The sequence below is a fragment of the Micromonospora sp. NPDC048871 genome (genome assembly GCF_043198155.1).
Lineage (GTDB): Bacteria > Actinomycetota > Actinomycetes > Mycobacteriales > Micromonosporaceae > Micromonospora.
The window spans coordinates 217,142-233,506 of the sequence record NZ_JBICUM010000007.1 but is presented as its reverse complement, the minus strand read 5'-3'; the positions used below and the strand labels follow the sequence as shown (position 1 = coordinate 233,506).

The window sequence follows — 16,365 nt, the reverse complement described above, 5'->3', positions numbered from 1 at the left end:
CCATCGAGGACCGCGACGTGACCGCGCAGCTGAATCCGCGCGGTGACGTCGCGGTCCTCGTGCCTGCGGCCGGTGCCGGGGTACGCCTCGGCCCGGGCCGACCCAAGGCACTGCGGCTGCTGGCCGGGGAGCCGCTGCTGGTGCACGCGGTCCGCCGACTGGCAGCCGCTTCCTCGGTGCACACCATCGTGGTGGCCGCCCCGATCGCGGAGGTCGCGGCCGTGGGTGACCTGCTGGCCCCGATCGCCCCGGTGACGGTGGTGCCCGGCGGGGCCGAACGGCAGGAGTCCGTGGCCGCCGCCCTGGCCGCCGTACCGGCCGGACCGGACATCATCCTGGTGCACGACGCGGCCCGGGCGCTGATCCCGCCCGCCCTGGTGGAGTCGGTGGCCGCTGCGGTGCGCTCGGGGCACGAGGCGGTGATCCCGGTCCTGCCGGTGGTCGACACGATCAAGGAGGTCGACCCGGGGGAACTGGTACTCGGCACGGTCGACCGTCGGGCCCTGCGGGCGGTGCAGACCCCCCAGGGCTTCCGCCGCTCCGTGCTGACCGCCGCCCACGCCGCCGCCGGTGACGCGTTGACGGATGACGCCGGGCTGGTGGAGAAGCAGGGGGTGCCGGTGTTCTGCGTTCCCGGGTCGGACCTCGCTCTGAAGATCACTCGACCCTTCGACCTGGCCCTGGCCGAGCACCTGCTGGCTACCGGGCTCTGACGCGTACCCTCGAATCATGATCGTTCCTAGGGTGGCCATCGGCACGGACGTGCACGCCTTCGCCGCCGGCCGACCCTGTTGGGTGGCCGGCCTGCACTGGCCGGACCAGGACGGTCTGGCCGGGCACTCCGACGCCGATGTGGTCGCGCACGCCGCCTGCAACGCCCTGCTCTCCGCCGCCGGGCTGGGCGATCTCGGCGCCAACTTCGGGGTGGACCAGCCGGAGTGGGCCGGGGCCAGCGGAGTACGTCTGCTGGTCGAGTCCGCCCGCCGGGTCCGCGCCGCCGGCTTCACCATCGGCAACGTGTCCGTGCAGGTCGTGGGGGTACGACCCAAGATCGGCCCCCGTCGGCAGGAGGCCGAGCGGGTGCTGTCGGAGGCGGTGGGCGCCCCGGTCACCCTCTCCGCGGCCACCACCGACGGGCTGGGCTTCACCGGCCGTGGCGAGGGACTCGCCGGCATCGCGGTGGCCTTGGTGTACGCCCAACCGACCGCCTAGGCTCGCGCGATGTCCGCCGACGTTCCCGCCGACCCGCCCACCGCCGACGGCTACCTGCAACGCGCCACCCTCCTCGCCGAGCTGGGCCGCTACGACGAGGCCGTCGACGAACTCGGTTTCGCGCTGGCCCTGGATCCCGCACACCCGCCGACCCTGGCCATGCTCGCCCGGGTGCACCTGGCCGCCGAACGGCCCCTTGAGGCGCTGGCCGCCGCCGAGTCCGCCGTCGCCGCAGCCCCCGGACAGATCCCCCCGCTGGTGCTGCGTGGTCTGGCCCTCGGTGATCTGGAACGGTACGGCGAGGCCGCGCGTACCGCCGACGAGATCCTGGCCCTGGGCCCGCAGGACGCGTACGCCCAACGCAGCGGGGCGGCGATCCTGGCCGGCTCCCGCAACGGCCAGCCGGCGTTGAACGCCGCCTGGCACGCCGTGGAGTTGGCACCGCAGGAGCCGCAGGGGCATCTGGTGCTCGGTCTGGTGGCGGCGAACATGCGGATGTTCGATCTGGCCGAGCGGGCCTACCGGGAGGCGTTGCGGCTGGACCCGAGGCTGGCCGAGGTGGGCGAGGAGGTCGGGGTACTGCGGTTGGAGCAGCGCCGGTGGACCACCACCCTGGAGCGGCTGGCCGAGGCGGCCGTGCCGATCCTGCCGCCGACCGAACCCCGCCCGGCCGAGGGTCCCCGCCCGGAGCAGACTCCGGGTGATCCGGGCAACCCCGACGACCAGGCGCTCCCGCCCACCGGCCCGGGCGGGCAGCCGGGCTGGTCGACGGAGGAGCCGACCAGGTCGGGTGGCCCGGTGGCGGCCGGACGGGCCGACACGGGTCCGTTCGCCGCGCGTCGCCCGGTACCGGCGGCGCTGCGGCAGTTGGTGCTCTGGGGGACCGGCTGGTCGATCGTCGCCGCCCTGGTGATCGCCTGCTCGGCCGGCACCGGTTCCGGGTTCTCCCGGCTCATGGCTCTGCTGGCCGCCATCGGTGGGGCGATCGTGATCCGGCGGCACACCTCCCGGTTGCCCGGTCTGACCCGGACCGTGTTGCCCGTCCTGCGGCGAACCGACCGTCCGTTGGCCCTGGCCGTGTACGCGGCCCCGGCTGGCCCCGCGTTGATCCTGCTCTACGCCCTGATCGGTACGCCCTGGCCGCTGGTGTTGGCCATCGGCATCGCCACGGTCGCCCAGTTGGCGATCGTCACCCGCCCGGTCGCCTGAAGCCCCGCTACCGGGGCGGGCAGCGGGGCTTCAGAGGGTTGACAAGGGGCCCTCCGGTCAGCGGCGGGACCAGGTCCAGGCGTACGCGTCGTCCTCGCAGTCCGCTGCCGCGTCGCACAGGTCCAGCGGGCGGAAGGTGTCGACCATGACGGCCAACTCGTCGAAGAAGTCGACCCCGATCGAGCGTTCCGCCGCCCCGGGCTGGGGGCCGTGGGTGAAGCCGGAGGGGTGCAGGGAGATCGAACCCTGTTCGATGCCGGAACCGCGCCGCGCCTCGTAGTTGCCGCCGGTGTAGAAGAGCATCTCGTCGGAGTCGACATTGTGGTGGTGGTACGGCACCGGGATGGCGTCCGGGTGGTAGTCGACCTTGCGGGGCACGAACGAGCAGATCACGAAGTTCGGGCCCTGGAAGGTCTGGTGCACCGGTGGCGGCTGGTGGATCCGGCCGGTGATCGGCTCGAAGTCGTGGATGGAGAAGGCCCACGGGTACAGGTGACCGTCCCAGCCGACCACGTCGAAGGGGTGGTTGGCGTAGACGTGACGGGTCCAGCCACGACGGTGGCGGACCAGCACCTCCACGTCGGTCTCCTCGACCAGCAGCGGCGCGTCCGGCCCCCGGACGTCCCGCTCGCAGTACGGGGAGTGCTCCAGGAACTGGCCGCGTACGGACAGGTAGCGCTTGGGTGGGCCGATGTGCCCGGAGGCCTCGACGGCCAGTAGCCGGGTGGGGGTGTCGCCGGTGGGCACCAGTCGGTGCACCGTCGAGGTGGGGATGACCACATAGTCCCCGGCCACCGCGTCCAGTACGCCGAAGGTCGACTCGACCCGCAGGTTGCCCGACTCGACGTACAGGCAGTGGTCGCCGGTGGCGTCACGGAACAGCGGGGAGGGCTGGTCGGCCAGCACGTAGGCGATTCGTACGTCGTCGTTGGCGAGCAGGTAACGCCGGCCCAGGATCGGGTCGGCCCCGGCGCCGTCGAGTTTGTGGGTGCGCAGGTGCCGGGGCTTGAGCGGCAGGTTGGGCACCCGGGTCACGGCGGGCGGGGTGAACTCCTCCGCGGCGACGATCGCGGTGGGGGCGTACCGGTGGTAGAGCAGGGAGGAGTCGGAGGAAAAGCCCTCCTGGCCCATCAGCTCCTCGGTGTAGAGGCTGCCGTCGGGCTGCCGGAACTGGGTGTGGCGTTTGCGTGGCAGTTCGCCGACGCTGCGGTAGTACGGCATGTCGCCTCCCGGTCACCAGCTTGGTGCGTCCGATTATCGGACGCTGTTGTCCGCTCCTTGTAGCGTCCCGTACATTCTTGTCTCGTGTCAACGCAGCTGCCCGCACTCGTCGCCGGTCTGGTCGACGATGCCGCCGTCTTCCCGCCGGGCAGCGCCGCGCTGCCCGACGCCGTGACCGCCCACCGAGGCCATCGCTCCGCCTGGTACGCCGACCTCGTCGGCCCGCTGCTGCTGCCCGCGTCGAAGGTGGTGGCGGGCGAGCTGGACGGTCTGATCGACCCGGCCGAGGGCTTCGTGATCGGGCTGATCGGCGACACCGGCCTCGACCGGCTGCCCTTTGCGCTGTCGTTCCTGCCTCCGCTCGGGGTGACCGTCCGACAACTGGAGGCGCCGGTCGCCAAGCGCGGCGAGGACCCGCAGCCCGGTCTGGGCGAGCTGATCACGCTTACCGAGCGGTTGGACGGCGTGGCCGCTTTCGCGGAGATCCCGTTGACCTTCGGGCTGATGTCCGCCCTGGACACCCTGGCCGAAGCGAGATCCCGTGGCCTGCCGGTGGCGGCCAAGTTCCGTACCGGAGGGCTGGCCGCCGAGCTGTTCCCGAGCCCGGCCGAGCTGGCCGCGGTCATCTGCGCCTGTCGGGACCGGGAGGTGCCGTTCAAGCTGACCGCCGGGCTGCACCACGCGGTGCGCCACCTCGACCAGGAAACCGGCATCACCCACCACGGCTTCGCCAACGTGCTCGCCGCGACCCTGGCCGCCACCGAGGGCGCCGGGGTGGAGGCGGTGACCGAACTGCTCACCGTCCGCGACGAGCGACCCCTGGTGCAGCAGCTCGACGGCCGGCACGACCTGGGGCGTCCGCTGTGGGTGGGCTTCGGCTCGTGCAGCATCGTGGAACCACTTACCGATCTGATCCGGCTGGGGCTGGTGAACGGGGGATATCAGGCATGACCGCGCAACAGAGCTGGGTGCCCGGGGCGCAGGAGTCCGGCTTCGGGATCCACCACCTGCCGTACGGGGTGTTCCGGGTCGGCGAGGGGCAGCCGCGCATCGGCGTACGCATCGCCGACCTGGTGCTGGACCTGACCGCCGCAGAGGAGGCCGGCCTGGTGCTGGCCGGTGGGGCGCTGGGCCAGCCCACCCTGAACACCTTCCTGGCGCTGGGCCGCCCACAGTGGACCGCGGTCCGCCAGCGGATCACCGAACTGCTCACCGACCCGGCCCACCGCCAGGCCGTGGAGCCGCTGCTGGTGCCGCTGGACCAGGTGCGGATGGAGCTGCCCATCGAGGTCGCCGACTATGTGGACTTCTACTCCTCCGAGCAGCACGCCTCCAACGTCGGGCAGATCTTCCGGCCCGGCCAGCCGGCCCTGCTGCCCAACTGGAAGCACCTGCCGATCGGCTACCACGGCCGCGCCGGCACCGTCGTGGTCTCCGGCACCCCGGTGGTACGCCCGCAGGGTCAGCGGCCGAGCAAGGAGGGGCCGGTCTTCGGCCCGTCCGCCCGGCTGGACATCGAGGCCGAGGTCGGGTTCGTGGTCGGGGTACCCAGTCCGCTCGGCTCCCGGGTGGCTGCGGCCGACTTCGCCGAGCACGTCTTCGGGGTGGTGCTGGTCAACGACTGGTCGGCCCGGGACATCCAGGCGTGGGAGTACCAGCCCCTGGGCCCCTTCCTGGGCAAGTCCTTCGCCACCTCCATCGCCGCCTGGGTGACCCCCCTGGAGGCGCTGGGGCACGCCCAGGTCGCCGCCCCGCCGCAGGATCCCGCGGTCCTGGACTACCTGCGCGACGAGCCGCATCTAGGACTGGACCTGCGGATGACCGTGCACTGGAACGGCGAGCAGGTCAGCCGGCCGCCGTTCGCCCAGATGTACTGGACTCCGGCCCAGCAGTTGGCCCACCTGACCGTCAACGGCGCCTCCCTGCGTACCGGTGACCTCTACGCCTCCGGCACCGTCTCCGGTGATCGGCGGGACCAGGTCGGCTCGTTCCTGGAGCTGACCTGGGGCGGGGCCGAGCCGGTGACCGTCGGGGGAGAGGAGCGCACCTTCCTGCTGGACGGGGACACCGTGACCATCACCGCCACCGCCCCCGGCCCGGAGGGCACCACCATCACCCTGGCCGAGGTCACCGGCACGATCGCGGCAGCCGGCTGACTTCATCCCGACAGCCAGCCCTTTGTCGCACCGGCTGTGCGATCAAGGTCGGGGGCCCGTCTCGTTGATCGCCTCGGAATTCGTCGCCACGCGGCACCCGGCCGACCGGAACCCGGTCGGCCGGGTAGCGGGCGGCATGTCGAAGCCGAGGGAGATGACGACGATGCACGATCTCGTGGGTGCGGTGTGGCGGACCAGCAGCCGCTCCAATGACCAGGGCCTCTGTGTGGAGGTGGCCGACAACCTGGCCCGCCACGGCGTGGTGGGGGTACGCGACTCCAAGGACCAGGGCGGGCCGTTGCTGGTGGTCAGCACCCGGGTCTGGCGCGCCTTCGTCGGTGCGGTCCGCGACGGCGACCTGGCCCGCTGAGGACCCCAGGGTCTCCGGGGCGGCAGCCCTGCCCCGGGGCCCGCACCGCGTGATCTTCTCGCGCCGACCACCCCGCAGCGGGGCCTGACCGCAGCTCCGGGGTCGTTCCGACCGGTGGGTAGGGTGCCGGGCGGGGAGGTACGGCATGGGGTGGACGAGCAGTCGGCGGCGGATCGTGGCCGCGGTGGCGGCGACCGGGGTGGCCGGGACGCTGGCGCTCGTGGGATACCGGGTCCTGGCCCCGGCCGAGGTCAGCACCCCGGCCCGGGTCGACTATCCCGCCCTGAGCCGTCCGGAACCGCGGGTGGTGGGTCGGCTGCCGGTCGCCCCGTTGATCGTCGACGGTCGACTGCGGGTGTACGCGGCCGAGCGTCAGGTCTATGCCGATCAGCCGGCCGACGGGCGGCACCGCAGCACCCCCTACTGGTCGTACCGGCGTTGGCCGGCGACCCTGGACGCGGTGGTGGCCAGCGGCACTACCGTGGTCAGCCGATGGTCCGACGGTGACCTGGTTGCCCTGGACGCGCGTACCGGGCGGGTCGCCTGGCGCGCGCAGGGGCCGGAACCGGAGGGCAAGCGCAGCACCCGACGCACCGGGAGCGAGGTCGTCTGGCAGCCGCCGGGTCTCTCCGTGATCAGGACGGCCGAGGGCCGGGAGGCGGTGGTCAGCTCCGGGGCGGGCGAGGTGCGAGCCGTGGACCTGGCCGACGGGGGCCAACTGTGGCGGGCCGAGGTGGGGCGTGGTTGCCGGGAACCGGTCGGCGGCAGCACCAGCGGCCAACTGCTCAGCCTGGACCGCTGCGCCGGACCGACCGTGGTCGAGTTCCGGGATGCGGGGACCGGGGTGGTGGCCGCCCGGTGGCGTCCCCCGGAGGCCGGCGAGGAGCTGACCGCGAACCTGATCGGCTGCCTTCCGACCGGCTGCGCCGGGTTGCGTACCGCCGGTCCGGGTGACGGGGCGGCCCGGGGCTGGCTACTCGGCTCCGGGGAGCCGGTGGCCGCTGCGGCGCTGGACGGCACGGAGGTAGAACTGCTCGACCGGATGGCCGTGACCCTGGCGGAGGGTGTGGTGGTGGGCCGGGCGGTCCGCGACGGCACCGAACTCTGGCGGACCCCGGTTGGGCCGGGGCGGTTGATCGCGGTCCAGCCCGGCCGGGTGCATCTGGTGACCGAGGAGAATGAGCTGGTCACCCTGGATCCGGCCACCGGCCGTCAGCTGTCCCGGTTCGTGCTGAATGTGGGCGCCGACGGCACCGGATGGGTGCCGGGCCGGGCGTACGCGGTCGACGGATACCTGGCGGTGGAGCGGCTGCGGTCCCCGGTCGACCCGGAGGCCGACGATCACGGCTACTACTTCACCTCTGAGCCGTTGATCCTGGCGGCGACCTAGCCCGAATCAGCGGTAAATCGGACAAAAGCCGCGTAAGCTGTCTTCATGGGCTTCCGGGCCGGTCCGCAGGGGGATGGCGGACCGGCCCGGCTCAGCTCCACGCCCCGGTGAGTTGGGGCCGAATTTCTGTCAGGCCAGCGCCGACTCGGCGGCGGCCAGGAAGGCGTCGTTCTCGGCCGGGGTGCCGATGGTGACCCGGACCCCGTCGCCCGGGAAGGGCCGGACGATCACGCCCCGGGCCTCGCACGCCTTGCCGAACTCCAGCGCCCGCTCGCCCAGCGGCAGCCAGACGAAGTTCGCCTGGCTGGCCGGCACCTCCGGGATCAGCTTGCGCAGCGCCTCGGTGACCCGCTCCCGCTCGGCCACCACCAGGGCGCACCGCCGCTGCATCTCGTCGGCCTGAGCCAGGGCGGCCAGCGCTCCGGCCTGGGCCGCCATGCTGCTGGAGAAGGGGGTGACGACCTTGCGTACCGCCGCCGCCACCTGCGGCTGGGCGACCAGGAAACCGATCCGCAGACCGGCCAGCCCCCAGGCCTTGGACAGGGTGCGCAGCACGGCCACGTTGGGCCGGTCGGCGTAGTCCAGCCCGTCGGGCACCTCCGGGTCGGTGACGAACTCCCGGTACGCCTCGTCGATGACCACCAGCACGTCGTCCGGCACGGCGTCCAGGAAGCGATCCAGCTCCGCCCGACCCAGGGCGGTGCCGGTCGGGTTGTTGGGGTTGCAGACCAGGATCATGCGGGTCTGGTCGGTCACCGCCGCGGCCATCGCCGCCAGGTCGTGCCCGTGCCCGGCGTCGTTGGGCACCTTCACGCTGGTCGCGCCGCTGGTCGCCGCGATGATGGGGTACGCCTCGAAGGACCGCCAGGCGTAGATCAGCTCGTCACCGGGCAGGCAGGTGGCCCGTACCAGGTGCTCGGCCAGCGCCACCGAACCGCAGCCGGTGGCGATCCGGTCGGGGTCCACCCCGTACCGGTCGGCCAGGGTCTGACGCAGCGCCACCACTCCCATGTCCGGGTAGCGGTGCACCCCGGCGGCGGCCTCGGCGACCGCCTCCACCACTCCGGGCAGCGGGCCGTACGGCACCTCGTTGCTGGCCAGCTTGATCGCCTCCGGCAGACCAAGCTCCCGAGCCAGGTCGGCCGGGCTGCGGCCGGGCACGTAGTTGGGCAGCGCGTCCAGGTCGGCGCGGGTCAGCCGCACTGTCGGCTGGCGTCCGGTGTCGGTCATGAGGCATCTCCGGGTGGGTTGGTGCGATCAGCGGGGGTACGGGGAACCTTGACCACCACGGTCTGCGCCCGCTTGTCGTGCAGCGCCTGCCGCAGTGGGTGGTCGAAGAGTGGGGAGAGGGCGTCGAACAACTGGAGCAGCAGACCGAGCCCGCAGCAGTACCAGAGCAGGGTGGGCAGACCCAGGGTGTTCCACCGCCGCAGCGCGCGGGCGAAGCCCAGCGGGGCGTCCGCCTCGACCGGTACCGCCCGGATGCCCACCAGCCGCTTGCCGAAGCTCTGCCCGCTGGCCGCCATCGACGGCACCTCGTACGCCAGCCAGAGCATCGTGGCGATCAACAGGATCACCACGATCAACGAGCCGGTCTGGTCGCCCGCCTGCGGCAGGGGTTCGGTGTTGCGTTCCGGGTCTTGCAGCCGTCGCCCGAACTCGTTGAGCGGTGCCGAGATCTCGTCCAGCAGACGTGCCACGAACCAGCCGTTGACCAGCACGTTGAGCAGGAACACGATGCCGAAGTCGATGAGCCGGGCACCCAGGCGGGCACCGAAGGAGGCCAGCGGCATACCGTGCGGCCGGGGCTCCGGGGGGCGTCCGGGCCAGGTCGGGTACGGCCAGCCGGGGGGTGGCCCGTGCCGAGGGTCACCGATCGGTGGCGCCTGCTGCCAGCCAGCGGGTGGGGGATATCCCGGAGGTGGGCCGCCGACCGGTGTGCCGGGCGGGGTGGCCGGTGTGCCGGGCGGGGTGGTCGACGTCACCGGCTCGGGTTCCGGTGTCGGTTCGGGCTCGGGCGGGGGCGGGCCCTCGGGTGGGGTGGCATCGACCGGGATGGGCGCGCCGATCCAGCCCTCGCCGTCCCAGTATCTGCGGGTTTGCGGGTCGGCGGGGTCGACGTACCAGCCGGGTGCCACGCTCACGGCGCGGCCTTGCTGTGCTCGGTCACCTGGCCACCTTAACGACGACGGTCCCGGCGAACTTGTCGTGGAGGCACTGCTGCCAGGGCTTGTCCCACAGTTGCCAGAGGCCGTCGACGTAGCTGCCGCCCGGCACCAACGACCCGCCCACGAACTCCACGAGGTACCGCTTCCCGGCCATCCGCCGATCAAGGGTTTGGGTCGGATCGAGCGGAACCACCCGTAGTTTCATCACCCTCTTGCCGAAGGTCTGCCCGGTCCGCTTCATGTACTCGACGTGGTACAGCCAGTAGAACCCGAACATCACCACGAACAGTGCGCCCTGGAGGAGCAGCATCGGCAGCATGATCTCCGTGATGAGGTCGCTGGGGTCCGCCAGGGTGCCGTCCGGGTTGGTCTCCGGAGTCGCGGAGAGGATCCGGAACATGATGGTCAGGAACAACGGCATAAACAACAGCAGCAGGGCGACGGTGGTCATCGCGGTGTCGATCAGGTATGCCAGCAGCCGGTCACCGAAGCTGGCCAGCGGCTGACCGCCCGGCCCCAACACCGGCGGCGGTGGCCCGGCCGCCCACTTCGGCGGAGGCTGACCCGGGGACCAGCCCTGCGGCGGGCCGCCGGGGACGCCCGGTGGGGGCGGCGAGCCTGCCCAACCTGCGGGAGGCGGGGCGTACTGCGGCGGGGGGCCGGTGGGCGGCGGGGTGCCACCGGCGGCGGGCGGCGGCCCACCGATCGGTGAGCCGCCACCGGCCGGCGACGTCGGGTGCGGCGAAGGCTGATTCACCCTTGAGATTGTTACAGGTTTCCGCGCTTCTCCTGCTCACGCTCGATTGCCTCAAAGAGGGCCTTGAAGTTGCCCTTGCCGAAGCCGAGGGAGCCGTGCCGCTCGATGAGCTCGAAGAAGACCGTCGGGCGGTCCTGCACCGGCTTGGTGAAGATCTGGAGCAGGTAACCGTCCTCGTCCCGGTCCACCAGGATCTTGCGGGCCTTCAGCTCCTCGATCGGCACCCGGACCTCGCCGATGCGGGCCCGCAGCTCCGGGTCGTCGTAGTACGAGTCCGGGGTGTCCAGGAAGTCGACACCGGCGGCCCGCATCGCGTCGACACTGGCCAGGATGTCGTTGGTGGCCACGGCGATGTGCTGGGCGCCGGGGCCCTGGTAGAACTCCAGGTACTCGTCGATCTGCGACTTCTTGCGGGCGATGGCCGGCTCGTTGAGCGGGAACTTCACCTTGCGGGTGCCGTTGGCGACGACCTTGCTCATCAGCGCCGAGTAGTCCGTGGCGATGTCGTCACCGATGAACTCGGCCATGTTGCTGAAGCCCATGACCCGCTTGTAGAACTCGACCCACTCGTCCATCCTGCCGAGTTCCACATTGCCGACGATGTGGTCGACGGCCTGGAAGAAGCGCTTCGGCTGGAGGCCGGCGTCGATCATCGGCTGCCGGTTGACGATCGGGCCCCGGGCCACGAACCCGGGCAGGAAGGGGCCGGTGTAGCGGGACCGGTCGACCAGGGTGTGCCGGGTGTCGCCGTACGCGGCGATGGCGGCCATCCGGACGGTGCCGTGCTCGTCGCTGACGTCGTGCGGCTCCAGCAGACCGGCCGCACCCTGCGCGGTGGCGTGCGCGTACGCGGCGTCCACGTCCGGCACCTCCAGCGCGATGTCGCTGACCCCGTCGCTGTGCTTCGCGACGTGGTCGGCGCCGTCGGCGTCCGGGCGTACCGCCCCGGTCAGCACGAACCGGGCCGAACCGCTGGTCAGCACGTACTGGGCGTGGTCGCGGTAGCCCTGCTCCGGACCCCGGTACGCGACACAGGTCATGCCGAAGGCGGTGGAGTAGTAGTGCGCGGCCTGCTTGGCGTTGCCGACCAGGAAGTGCACGTGGTCCAGACCCTTGACCGGGAAGGGGTCCTTGGTGATGTCGTGGTTGACGGCGCCGACTAGGGCATCGACGTCGACGTCCTCGGTCGACTGGGGTCGGTCGATCGCCTGGGTCATGGTGGCCTCCCTTGCGTACCGGCCGGCCGGATCGGCCGACGCTGTGCTCGTTCCCCGGACTATCACGGTGAGGCCGCTCACTGGGCAACTGTCAGTCACACGGCTGGTCAGGTTGCACAACAAGTAGGGTGGGAAGCCGTGAACCCTGGACAGGATGTACAGCTCGATGCCCTGGACGTGAGCCTGATCGAGTTGCTCGCCGCGGAACCCCGGATCGGGGTACTGGAGTGCTCCCGCCGGTTGGGGGTGGCCCGGGGCACCGTCCAGGCTCGACTGGACAAGCTGGTCGACCGGGGGGTGATCGGCGGCTTCGGACCGGAGGTGTCGCCGGCCGCGATCGGGTTCACGGTGACCAGCTTCGTCACCCTGGAGATCAGTCAACGGCACGGACACGACCCGGTGGCCAACCACCTGGCCGGGATTCCCGAGGTGCTGGAGGCGCACACCATCACCGGCTCCAGCGACCTGCTCTGCCGGATCGTGGCCCGCTCCAACACCGACCTGCAACGGGTGATCGACCAGATCGTCGCGTACGAGGGCATCCGCCGGGCCTCCACGATCATCGCCCTCGCCGAACAGATCCCCTACCGGGTCCTCCCCCTGGTCCGCTCCGCCCTCCGGGGGGAAGGAAGGGCCCCTTATTAACGCCTCCGGTAGAGCAGGGGCCCCTTGTTAACGCGGATCCTCGGCCGAACGCGGATCAGTCGGCGGCGAGAGCGTCGCCGAGTGGGGTACGCCGATAGCGCACCGCCCGACCGGCGCGGATCCGGCTGACCAGCCCGGCCTCCCGCAACACCGTGAGGTGGTCGCCGACGCCGCCGAGACTGAGCCCGAGCTGGGCGACGAGTTGGCTGGTGGTGGCGGGCAGGGCGAGCGCCCGCAGCACGGCCGCCCGGGACCGGCCCACCAGTCGATCCAACGCGTCGTCCGGCCGGGTCGGGTCGGGCGGACCCAGCAACTCGGCCACGCCGGTGGCCCGGTAGACGATCGCGTACGGCCAGGGCTGCTCGACGTAGGTGATCAGGGTGCCGAAGACGGTCGGCACGAACAGCAGCCCTCGCCCGGCCAGCGAGTGGGTCTCCGGGTCGTCGCCGCTGATCTCGATGACCCCGACCTCACCGGGGATCCAGCGCAGTCGGGGGTCCAGGTCCGCGATGGCCGCGCCCCAGCCGTAGGCGAGCAGGCGGCCCGCCCGCCGCACCAGATCACGTTCCAGGATGGCGCGCAGCCGCGGCCAGTCCGGCTCGACCAGCGCCTGCCAGGCCGCCTCGATGGCGTCCGCGATCAGGTCGACCACCTTCGGCGAGGCGTAGATCTGGCGGGCGTACGCCGGTGGGGTGGCCCGGGGGCCGGCCAGGTTGCGGGCCAACTCGTCGCGGGCCTGGGCCAGCGGGGTGGCCCGGACCGCGGCCAGTTCCCCGTGGAAGTCCCGGGCCGAGCCGTCCGGCGGAGGCTGGATGAAGTCGGCGTTGTAGCCACCCCGATGCAGCAAGGCCAGCAGGGCGCCGACCGCCGGTACCTCCCGGCGCAGCCGGTCGTAGGCGGGTCTGGTCCGGGTCACCCACGGCCCCAGACCGTCGGTGGACCGTTGACCGGCGTGCAGCCGCAGGGCGGACACCGTCTCGCCCAGCGGGGAGATGGCGTACCGACTCGCCGCCAGGTCGGCGGGGGTGACCTCGATCCGCACGGCTCCACCTTTCGCTGTCAAGCGAAAGGATAGAGCGGACCGGGGCTTTCGGACCAGGCTGGCGGCCGTGAGTGACACGAGTACCCCGACCCTGGACCGGCCGGCGACCTTCGGCGACGTCTTCGCCGTGGCCGAGTTCCGGGTGATCTTCGGCAGCTTCGGGATCTTCATGATCGGCGAGACCGTGAAGATGCTCGCGCTGTCCGTGCTGGTCTACGAGCGCACCGGCTCGGGGCTGCTGGCCGCCCTGGCGTACGTGACCGGGTTTCTGCCGCACGCCCTCGGTGGGGTGTTCCTGCTGGCGTGGGCGGACCGGATGCCGGCCCGTGCCCTGATCGTCGGGTACGACCTGCTGCGGCTGGTGATGGTCGCGGTGCTCGCCACCGGGATGCTCTCCCCGCCGGTGATGCTCACCCTGGTAGCCGTGGTGGCCCTGTTCGGCCCGGTGAGCAGTGCCGCCCGCACCGCCCTGCTGCCCGAGGTGCTGCACGGCGACGCGTACGTGCTCGGGCGGTCCCTGCTGTCGGTGGCCGCCGGGGGTACCCAGGTCGCCGGGTTCGCCGTCGGTGGGCTGCTGCTGGGGCTGGTAGGTCCCTACGGCGCGCTCTGGCTGACCGCGCTGACCTGTGGCCTCTCCGCCCTGCTGGTGCGCCTGGGCCTGGCCGCCCGCCCCGCCCGGATCCGCCGCACCCCCGAAGCTGATCGGGCGGCCGAGGGCGCTGATCGGGCGGCCGAGGGCAAGTGGCGGAGCAGGGGCGGTGCGGTCCGGGAGACCCTGCGGGTCAACCGGGAACTGCTGGCCGATCGCCGCATCCGGGGACTGTTGCTGGCCCAGTGGCTGCCCGGCTCGCTGCTGGTCGGGGCGGAAGGGGTGGCGGTGCCGTACGCGGCGGATCTGGGGCCGGGGGCCAGCGCCGGGGTACTGCTGATGGCCGGGGCGGGCGGGATGCTGGTCGGTGACCTGCTGGTGGGTCGGTTCGTGTCGCCGGCCGGCCGGGAACGGTTGACCCCCTGGCTTTCGCTGCTGCTCGGCGTACCGATGCTGGTGTTCGTGGCCCGACCGGGGCTGGTGCCGGCGGCGGCGCTGTTCGCGGTGGCCACCGCGGGCTTCGCCTACCAGTTGGGGCTGGCTCGGCGGTTCCTGGAGGCGGTGCCGGAGCTGCGTCGGGGGCAGGCCTTCGGGCTGGTCAGCACCGGGATGATGGCGATGCAGGGGCTGGCGGCGGCGGGCGCCGGCGGGCTGAGTGAGCTGCTGGCCCCGGGCATTGTGATGGCGGTGGCCGGGGCCGCCTCGATCGCCGCGACCCTGACCCTGTGGCCGGTGCTGAAGCCCGCCGCCAGGCAGTGTTAACAAGGGACCCTGCTACTACCGCAGGCGTTAATAAGGTGCCCTTCCTTTCCCGACACGCGGTGGGGTGCGGGCGGTGGGGGATGCGGGTGGCTACCGTGTTCCGGTGGCGAAGGGCAGTGGCCTCGGCGTGCGTGGCTGGCTGCTGCTTGCCCTGACCGCCGTCGTCGTGCTGGCCGCCACCGGAGTCTGGAACCCCTTCCCCGGCATGTGGGACTGGGTGAACCGACGGCAGCCGATCTCCGAGCCGGACGTGCTCTGGCAGCAGCGCATCGGGGGCACCCCGCGCAGCGTCACCATCGCCGGGCAGACCGTGGTGGTCGAGCAACGCACCCGGGTGGAGGCCCGCAGCCTGGCCAACGGCAGCCAACTCTGGGAGCGCAAGGCCGACTGGAGCGCGGTGGCCGGCAGCGGCGCCGAGGCCGTGGTGGCCGTCGGCCGCCTGCTGGTCAAGGGGTACGAGGTCCTCGACCCCGGCACCGGGGTCACCCGTCGGCGCGACAACGATGCCGTGGCCGTCTGGACCTACCGCAACCTGCTGCTGGACGCCCGCTGTGTGGAGGCCACCGACTGCACCCTCAGCGCCTGGGAACCCCGGGGGACCGCGCCGCTGTGGACGGCCTTCCTGCCCGGGGTCAGCAGCGGCCTGCTGGCCGACAATCCGAACCTGCTGGACAGCCGTCGACTCACCAGCGCCCGGATCCACGGGCAGGTGGCCGGCCCGGAGGCCGTACCGGCCCTGCTCGGGTTCCCGGTCGACGGGCGGGTGCACGTGGTGGACACCGCGACCGGCCGGGTGTTGCAGAACGTGGAGCCGGGACGCGACGAGCGGCTGGCGGTGATCGGTGGGCGGCTGCTGCGCATCGTGGCCCGTTCCCAGGACGGCAACTGCTACTTCACCATCTCCGGCCGGGACGCGGTCACCGGTCAGGAGATCTGGCAGCGCGCCGGGCTCAACCTGCGGACCGCGGACAGCGCCGGATGTGTGCAACGGGAGGACCCCTACGGCGCCCGTAACGTGCTGGTCGGGGTGGCCCCGGACGGTCGGGAGGCCGTCATCGACGGGTACGACGGGCGGCTGCTGCTGGCCACCGAGAACTCCGAACGGGTGCTCGCCGTGGACGACCGGTACGCGGTGGTGCGTACCGCCGGGCGGGACGGGCTCTCCGGCCGTGAACTCAGCTCCGGGCAGGTCCGGTGGAACCGCCCGGCCGGCGAGAAGGCCGGCGCGGCCCTGACCCCGTACGCGGCCGTGGTGACCGAGGAGAAACCGAACCGGCTGGTGGCCCTGGATCCGCGTACCGGCCGGGAACTTGTCGCGTTGCGGACCTCCGCCAACGCCCTGGCGGTCGGCCCGGCCGGCATGGTGATCGGGGAGGGCCGCGAGATCGGGTACATCCGATTCGGCACGACCACCGGTGACCCGGCAGGCGATGGGGGTCCGGCCCGCGACAGTGGTGGGAACGGACCCGGTCCGGCCGGCACCGGCGGGGTGCCCGGACCCCAGGGCAGCTGCGGGCCGAAGAACGAGTTGTGCACCGCCCCCGATTCCGGCAAGTGACCTGGCCGGTACGGAGAAAGGGCGAGCGTCACCATCACCGGCGGCGGGTAGGAGTGATCGAACCTTCTG

Annotated in this window: 16 protein-coding genes; 10 read left to right on the top strand and 6 right to left on the bottom strand. The window is 72.2% G+C overall.

Annotated features, from left to right (window positions below; translation table 11 throughout):
• Nucleotides 1-17: 17 nt before the first annotated feature.
• The 3 genes from ispD to ACGFIK_RS18310 are packed head-to-tail and all read left to right on the top strand — an operon-like array spanning nt 18 to nt 2,421.
• Complete coding sequence (ispD, locus tag ACGFIK_RS18320) at nt 18-713, top strand: 2-C-methyl-D-erythritol 4-phosphate cytidylyltransferase (RefSeq protein WP_327023799.1); 696 nt, start codon at nt 18-20, stop codon at nt 711-713.
• 13 nt (nt 714-726) lie between these two features.
• Nucleotides 727-1,212: a 2-C-methyl-D-erythritol 2,4-cyclodiphosphate synthase gene (gene ispF / locus ACGFIK_RS18315; RefSeq protein WP_327027388.1), complete on the top strand. Its 486-nt coding sequence runs from the start codon at nt 727-729 to the stop codon at nt 1,210-1,212.
• 9 nt (nt 1,213-1,221) lie between these two features.
• Nucleotides 1,222-2,421, top strand: a complete 1,200-nt coding sequence (locus ACGFIK_RS18310; protein ID WP_327023800.1) for a tetratricopeptide repeat protein — start codon at nt 1,222-1,224, stop codon at nt 2,419-2,421.
• A 57-nt stretch (nt 2,422-2,478) separates the two neighbouring features.
• Here the strand turns inward: ACGFIK_RS18310 and ACGFIK_RS18305 are convergent, their stop codons facing one another.
• Nucleotides 2,479-3,642: a homogentisate 1,2-dioxygenase domain-containing protein gene (locus ACGFIK_RS18305; RefSeq protein WP_327023801.1), complete on the bottom strand. Its 1,164-nt coding sequence runs from the start codon at nt 3,640-3,642 to the stop codon at nt 2,479-2,481.
• A gap of 84 nt (nt 3,643-3,726) precedes the next feature.
• Between ACGFIK_RS18305 and ACGFIK_RS18300 the strand changes: the two genes are divergently transcribed.
• The 4 genes from ACGFIK_RS18300 (at nt 3,727) to ACGFIK_RS18285 (ending at nt 7,558) form a co-directional block, all read left to right on the top strand.
• Entirely contained in the window at nt 3,727-4,593 is an 867-nt protein-coding gene (locus ACGFIK_RS18300) for a hypothetical protein (RefSeq protein WP_357530502.1), read from the top strand.
• Nucleotides 4,590-5,798, top strand: a complete 1,209-nt coding sequence (fahA, locus tag ACGFIK_RS18295) for a fumarylacetoacetase (protein ID WP_327023803.1) — start codon at nt 4,590-4,592, stop codon at nt 5,796-5,798. The genes ACGFIK_RS18300 and fahA overlap by 4 nt, the downstream gene beginning before the upstream one ends.
• 163 nt (nt 5,799-5,961) lie before the next feature.
• Nucleotides 5,962-6,168 (top strand): DUF397 domain-containing protein, encoded by a 207-nt coding sequence (locus ACGFIK_RS18290; RefSeq protein ID WP_393340322.1) that lies wholly within the window; start codon nt 5,962-5,964, stop codon nt 6,166-6,168.
• Nucleotides 6,169-6,313: 145 nt separating this feature from the next.
• A complete protein-coding gene (locus ACGFIK_RS18285) occupies nt 6,314-7,558 on the top strand; it encodes a PQQ-binding-like beta-propeller repeat protein (protein WP_393340320.1) in 1,245 nt (414 codons plus the stop codon).
• 129 nt (nt 7,559-7,687) lie between these two features.
• On the opposite strand, the gene hisC is transcribed toward ACGFIK_RS18285, so the two are convergent.
• The 4 genes from hisC to hppD are packed head-to-tail and all read right to left on the bottom strand — an operon-like array spanning nt 7,688 to nt 11,700.
• The gene (gene hisC, locus ACGFIK_RS18280; RefSeq protein ID WP_327023806.1) at nt 7,688-8,788 is read right to left on the bottom strand and encodes a histidinol-phosphate transaminase; all 1,101 of its coding nucleotides are present in this window, start codon (nt 8,786-8,788) and stop codon (nt 7,688-7,690) included.
• Entirely contained in the window at nt 8,785-9,702 is a 918-nt protein-coding gene (locus tag ACGFIK_RS18275; RefSeq protein ID WP_393340319.1) for an RDD family protein, read from the bottom strand. The genes hisC and ACGFIK_RS18275 overlap by 4 nt, the downstream gene beginning before the upstream one ends.
• 22 nt (nt 9,703-9,724) lie before the next feature.
• Nucleotides 9,725-10,483, bottom strand: a complete 759-nt coding sequence (locus tag ACGFIK_RS18270) for an RDD family protein (RefSeq protein ID WP_327023808.1) — start codon at nt 10,481-10,483, stop codon at nt 9,725-9,727.
• 11 nt (nt 10,484-10,494) lie between these two features.
• A complete protein-coding gene (hppD, locus tag ACGFIK_RS18265; protein WP_393340316.1) occupies nt 10,495-11,700 on the bottom strand; it encodes a 4-hydroxyphenylpyruvate dioxygenase in 1,206 nt (401 codons plus the stop codon).
• 138 nt (nt 11,701-11,838) lie between these two features.
• Between hppD and ACGFIK_RS18260 the strand changes: the two genes are divergently transcribed.
• Nucleotides 11,839-12,345: an Lrp/AsnC family transcriptional regulator gene (locus ACGFIK_RS18260; protein ID WP_327023810.1), complete on the top strand. Its 507-nt coding sequence runs from the start codon at nt 11,839-11,841 to the stop codon at nt 12,343-12,345.
• Nucleotides 12,346-12,400: 55 nt separating this feature from the next.
• On the opposite strand, the gene ACGFIK_RS18255 is transcribed toward ACGFIK_RS18260, so the two are convergent.
• Nucleotides 12,401-13,387 carry a winged helix-turn-helix domain-containing protein gene (locus ACGFIK_RS18255; protein ID WP_327023811.1) on the bottom strand — a complete coding sequence of 329 codons (987 nt, stop codon included), beginning with the start codon at nt 13,385-13,387 and terminating at the stop codon, nt 12,401-12,403.
• A gap of 67 nt (nt 13,388-13,454) precedes the next feature.
• On the opposite strand from ACGFIK_RS18255, the gene ACGFIK_RS18250 reads away from it, so the two are divergent.
• The gene (locus ACGFIK_RS18250) at nt 13,455-14,738 is read left to right on the top strand and encodes an MFS transporter (RefSeq protein ID WP_393340314.1); all 1,284 of its coding nucleotides are present in this window, start codon (nt 13,455-13,457) and stop codon (nt 14,736-14,738) included.
• 103 nt (nt 14,739-14,841) lie between these two features.
• Nucleotides 14,842-16,296 (top strand): PQQ-binding-like beta-propeller repeat protein, encoded by a 1,455-nt coding sequence (locus ACGFIK_RS18245; protein ID WP_327023813.1) that lies wholly within the window; start codon nt 14,842-14,844, stop codon nt 16,294-16,296.
• The last annotated feature ends 69 nt before the right edge of the window (nt 16,297-16,365 follow it).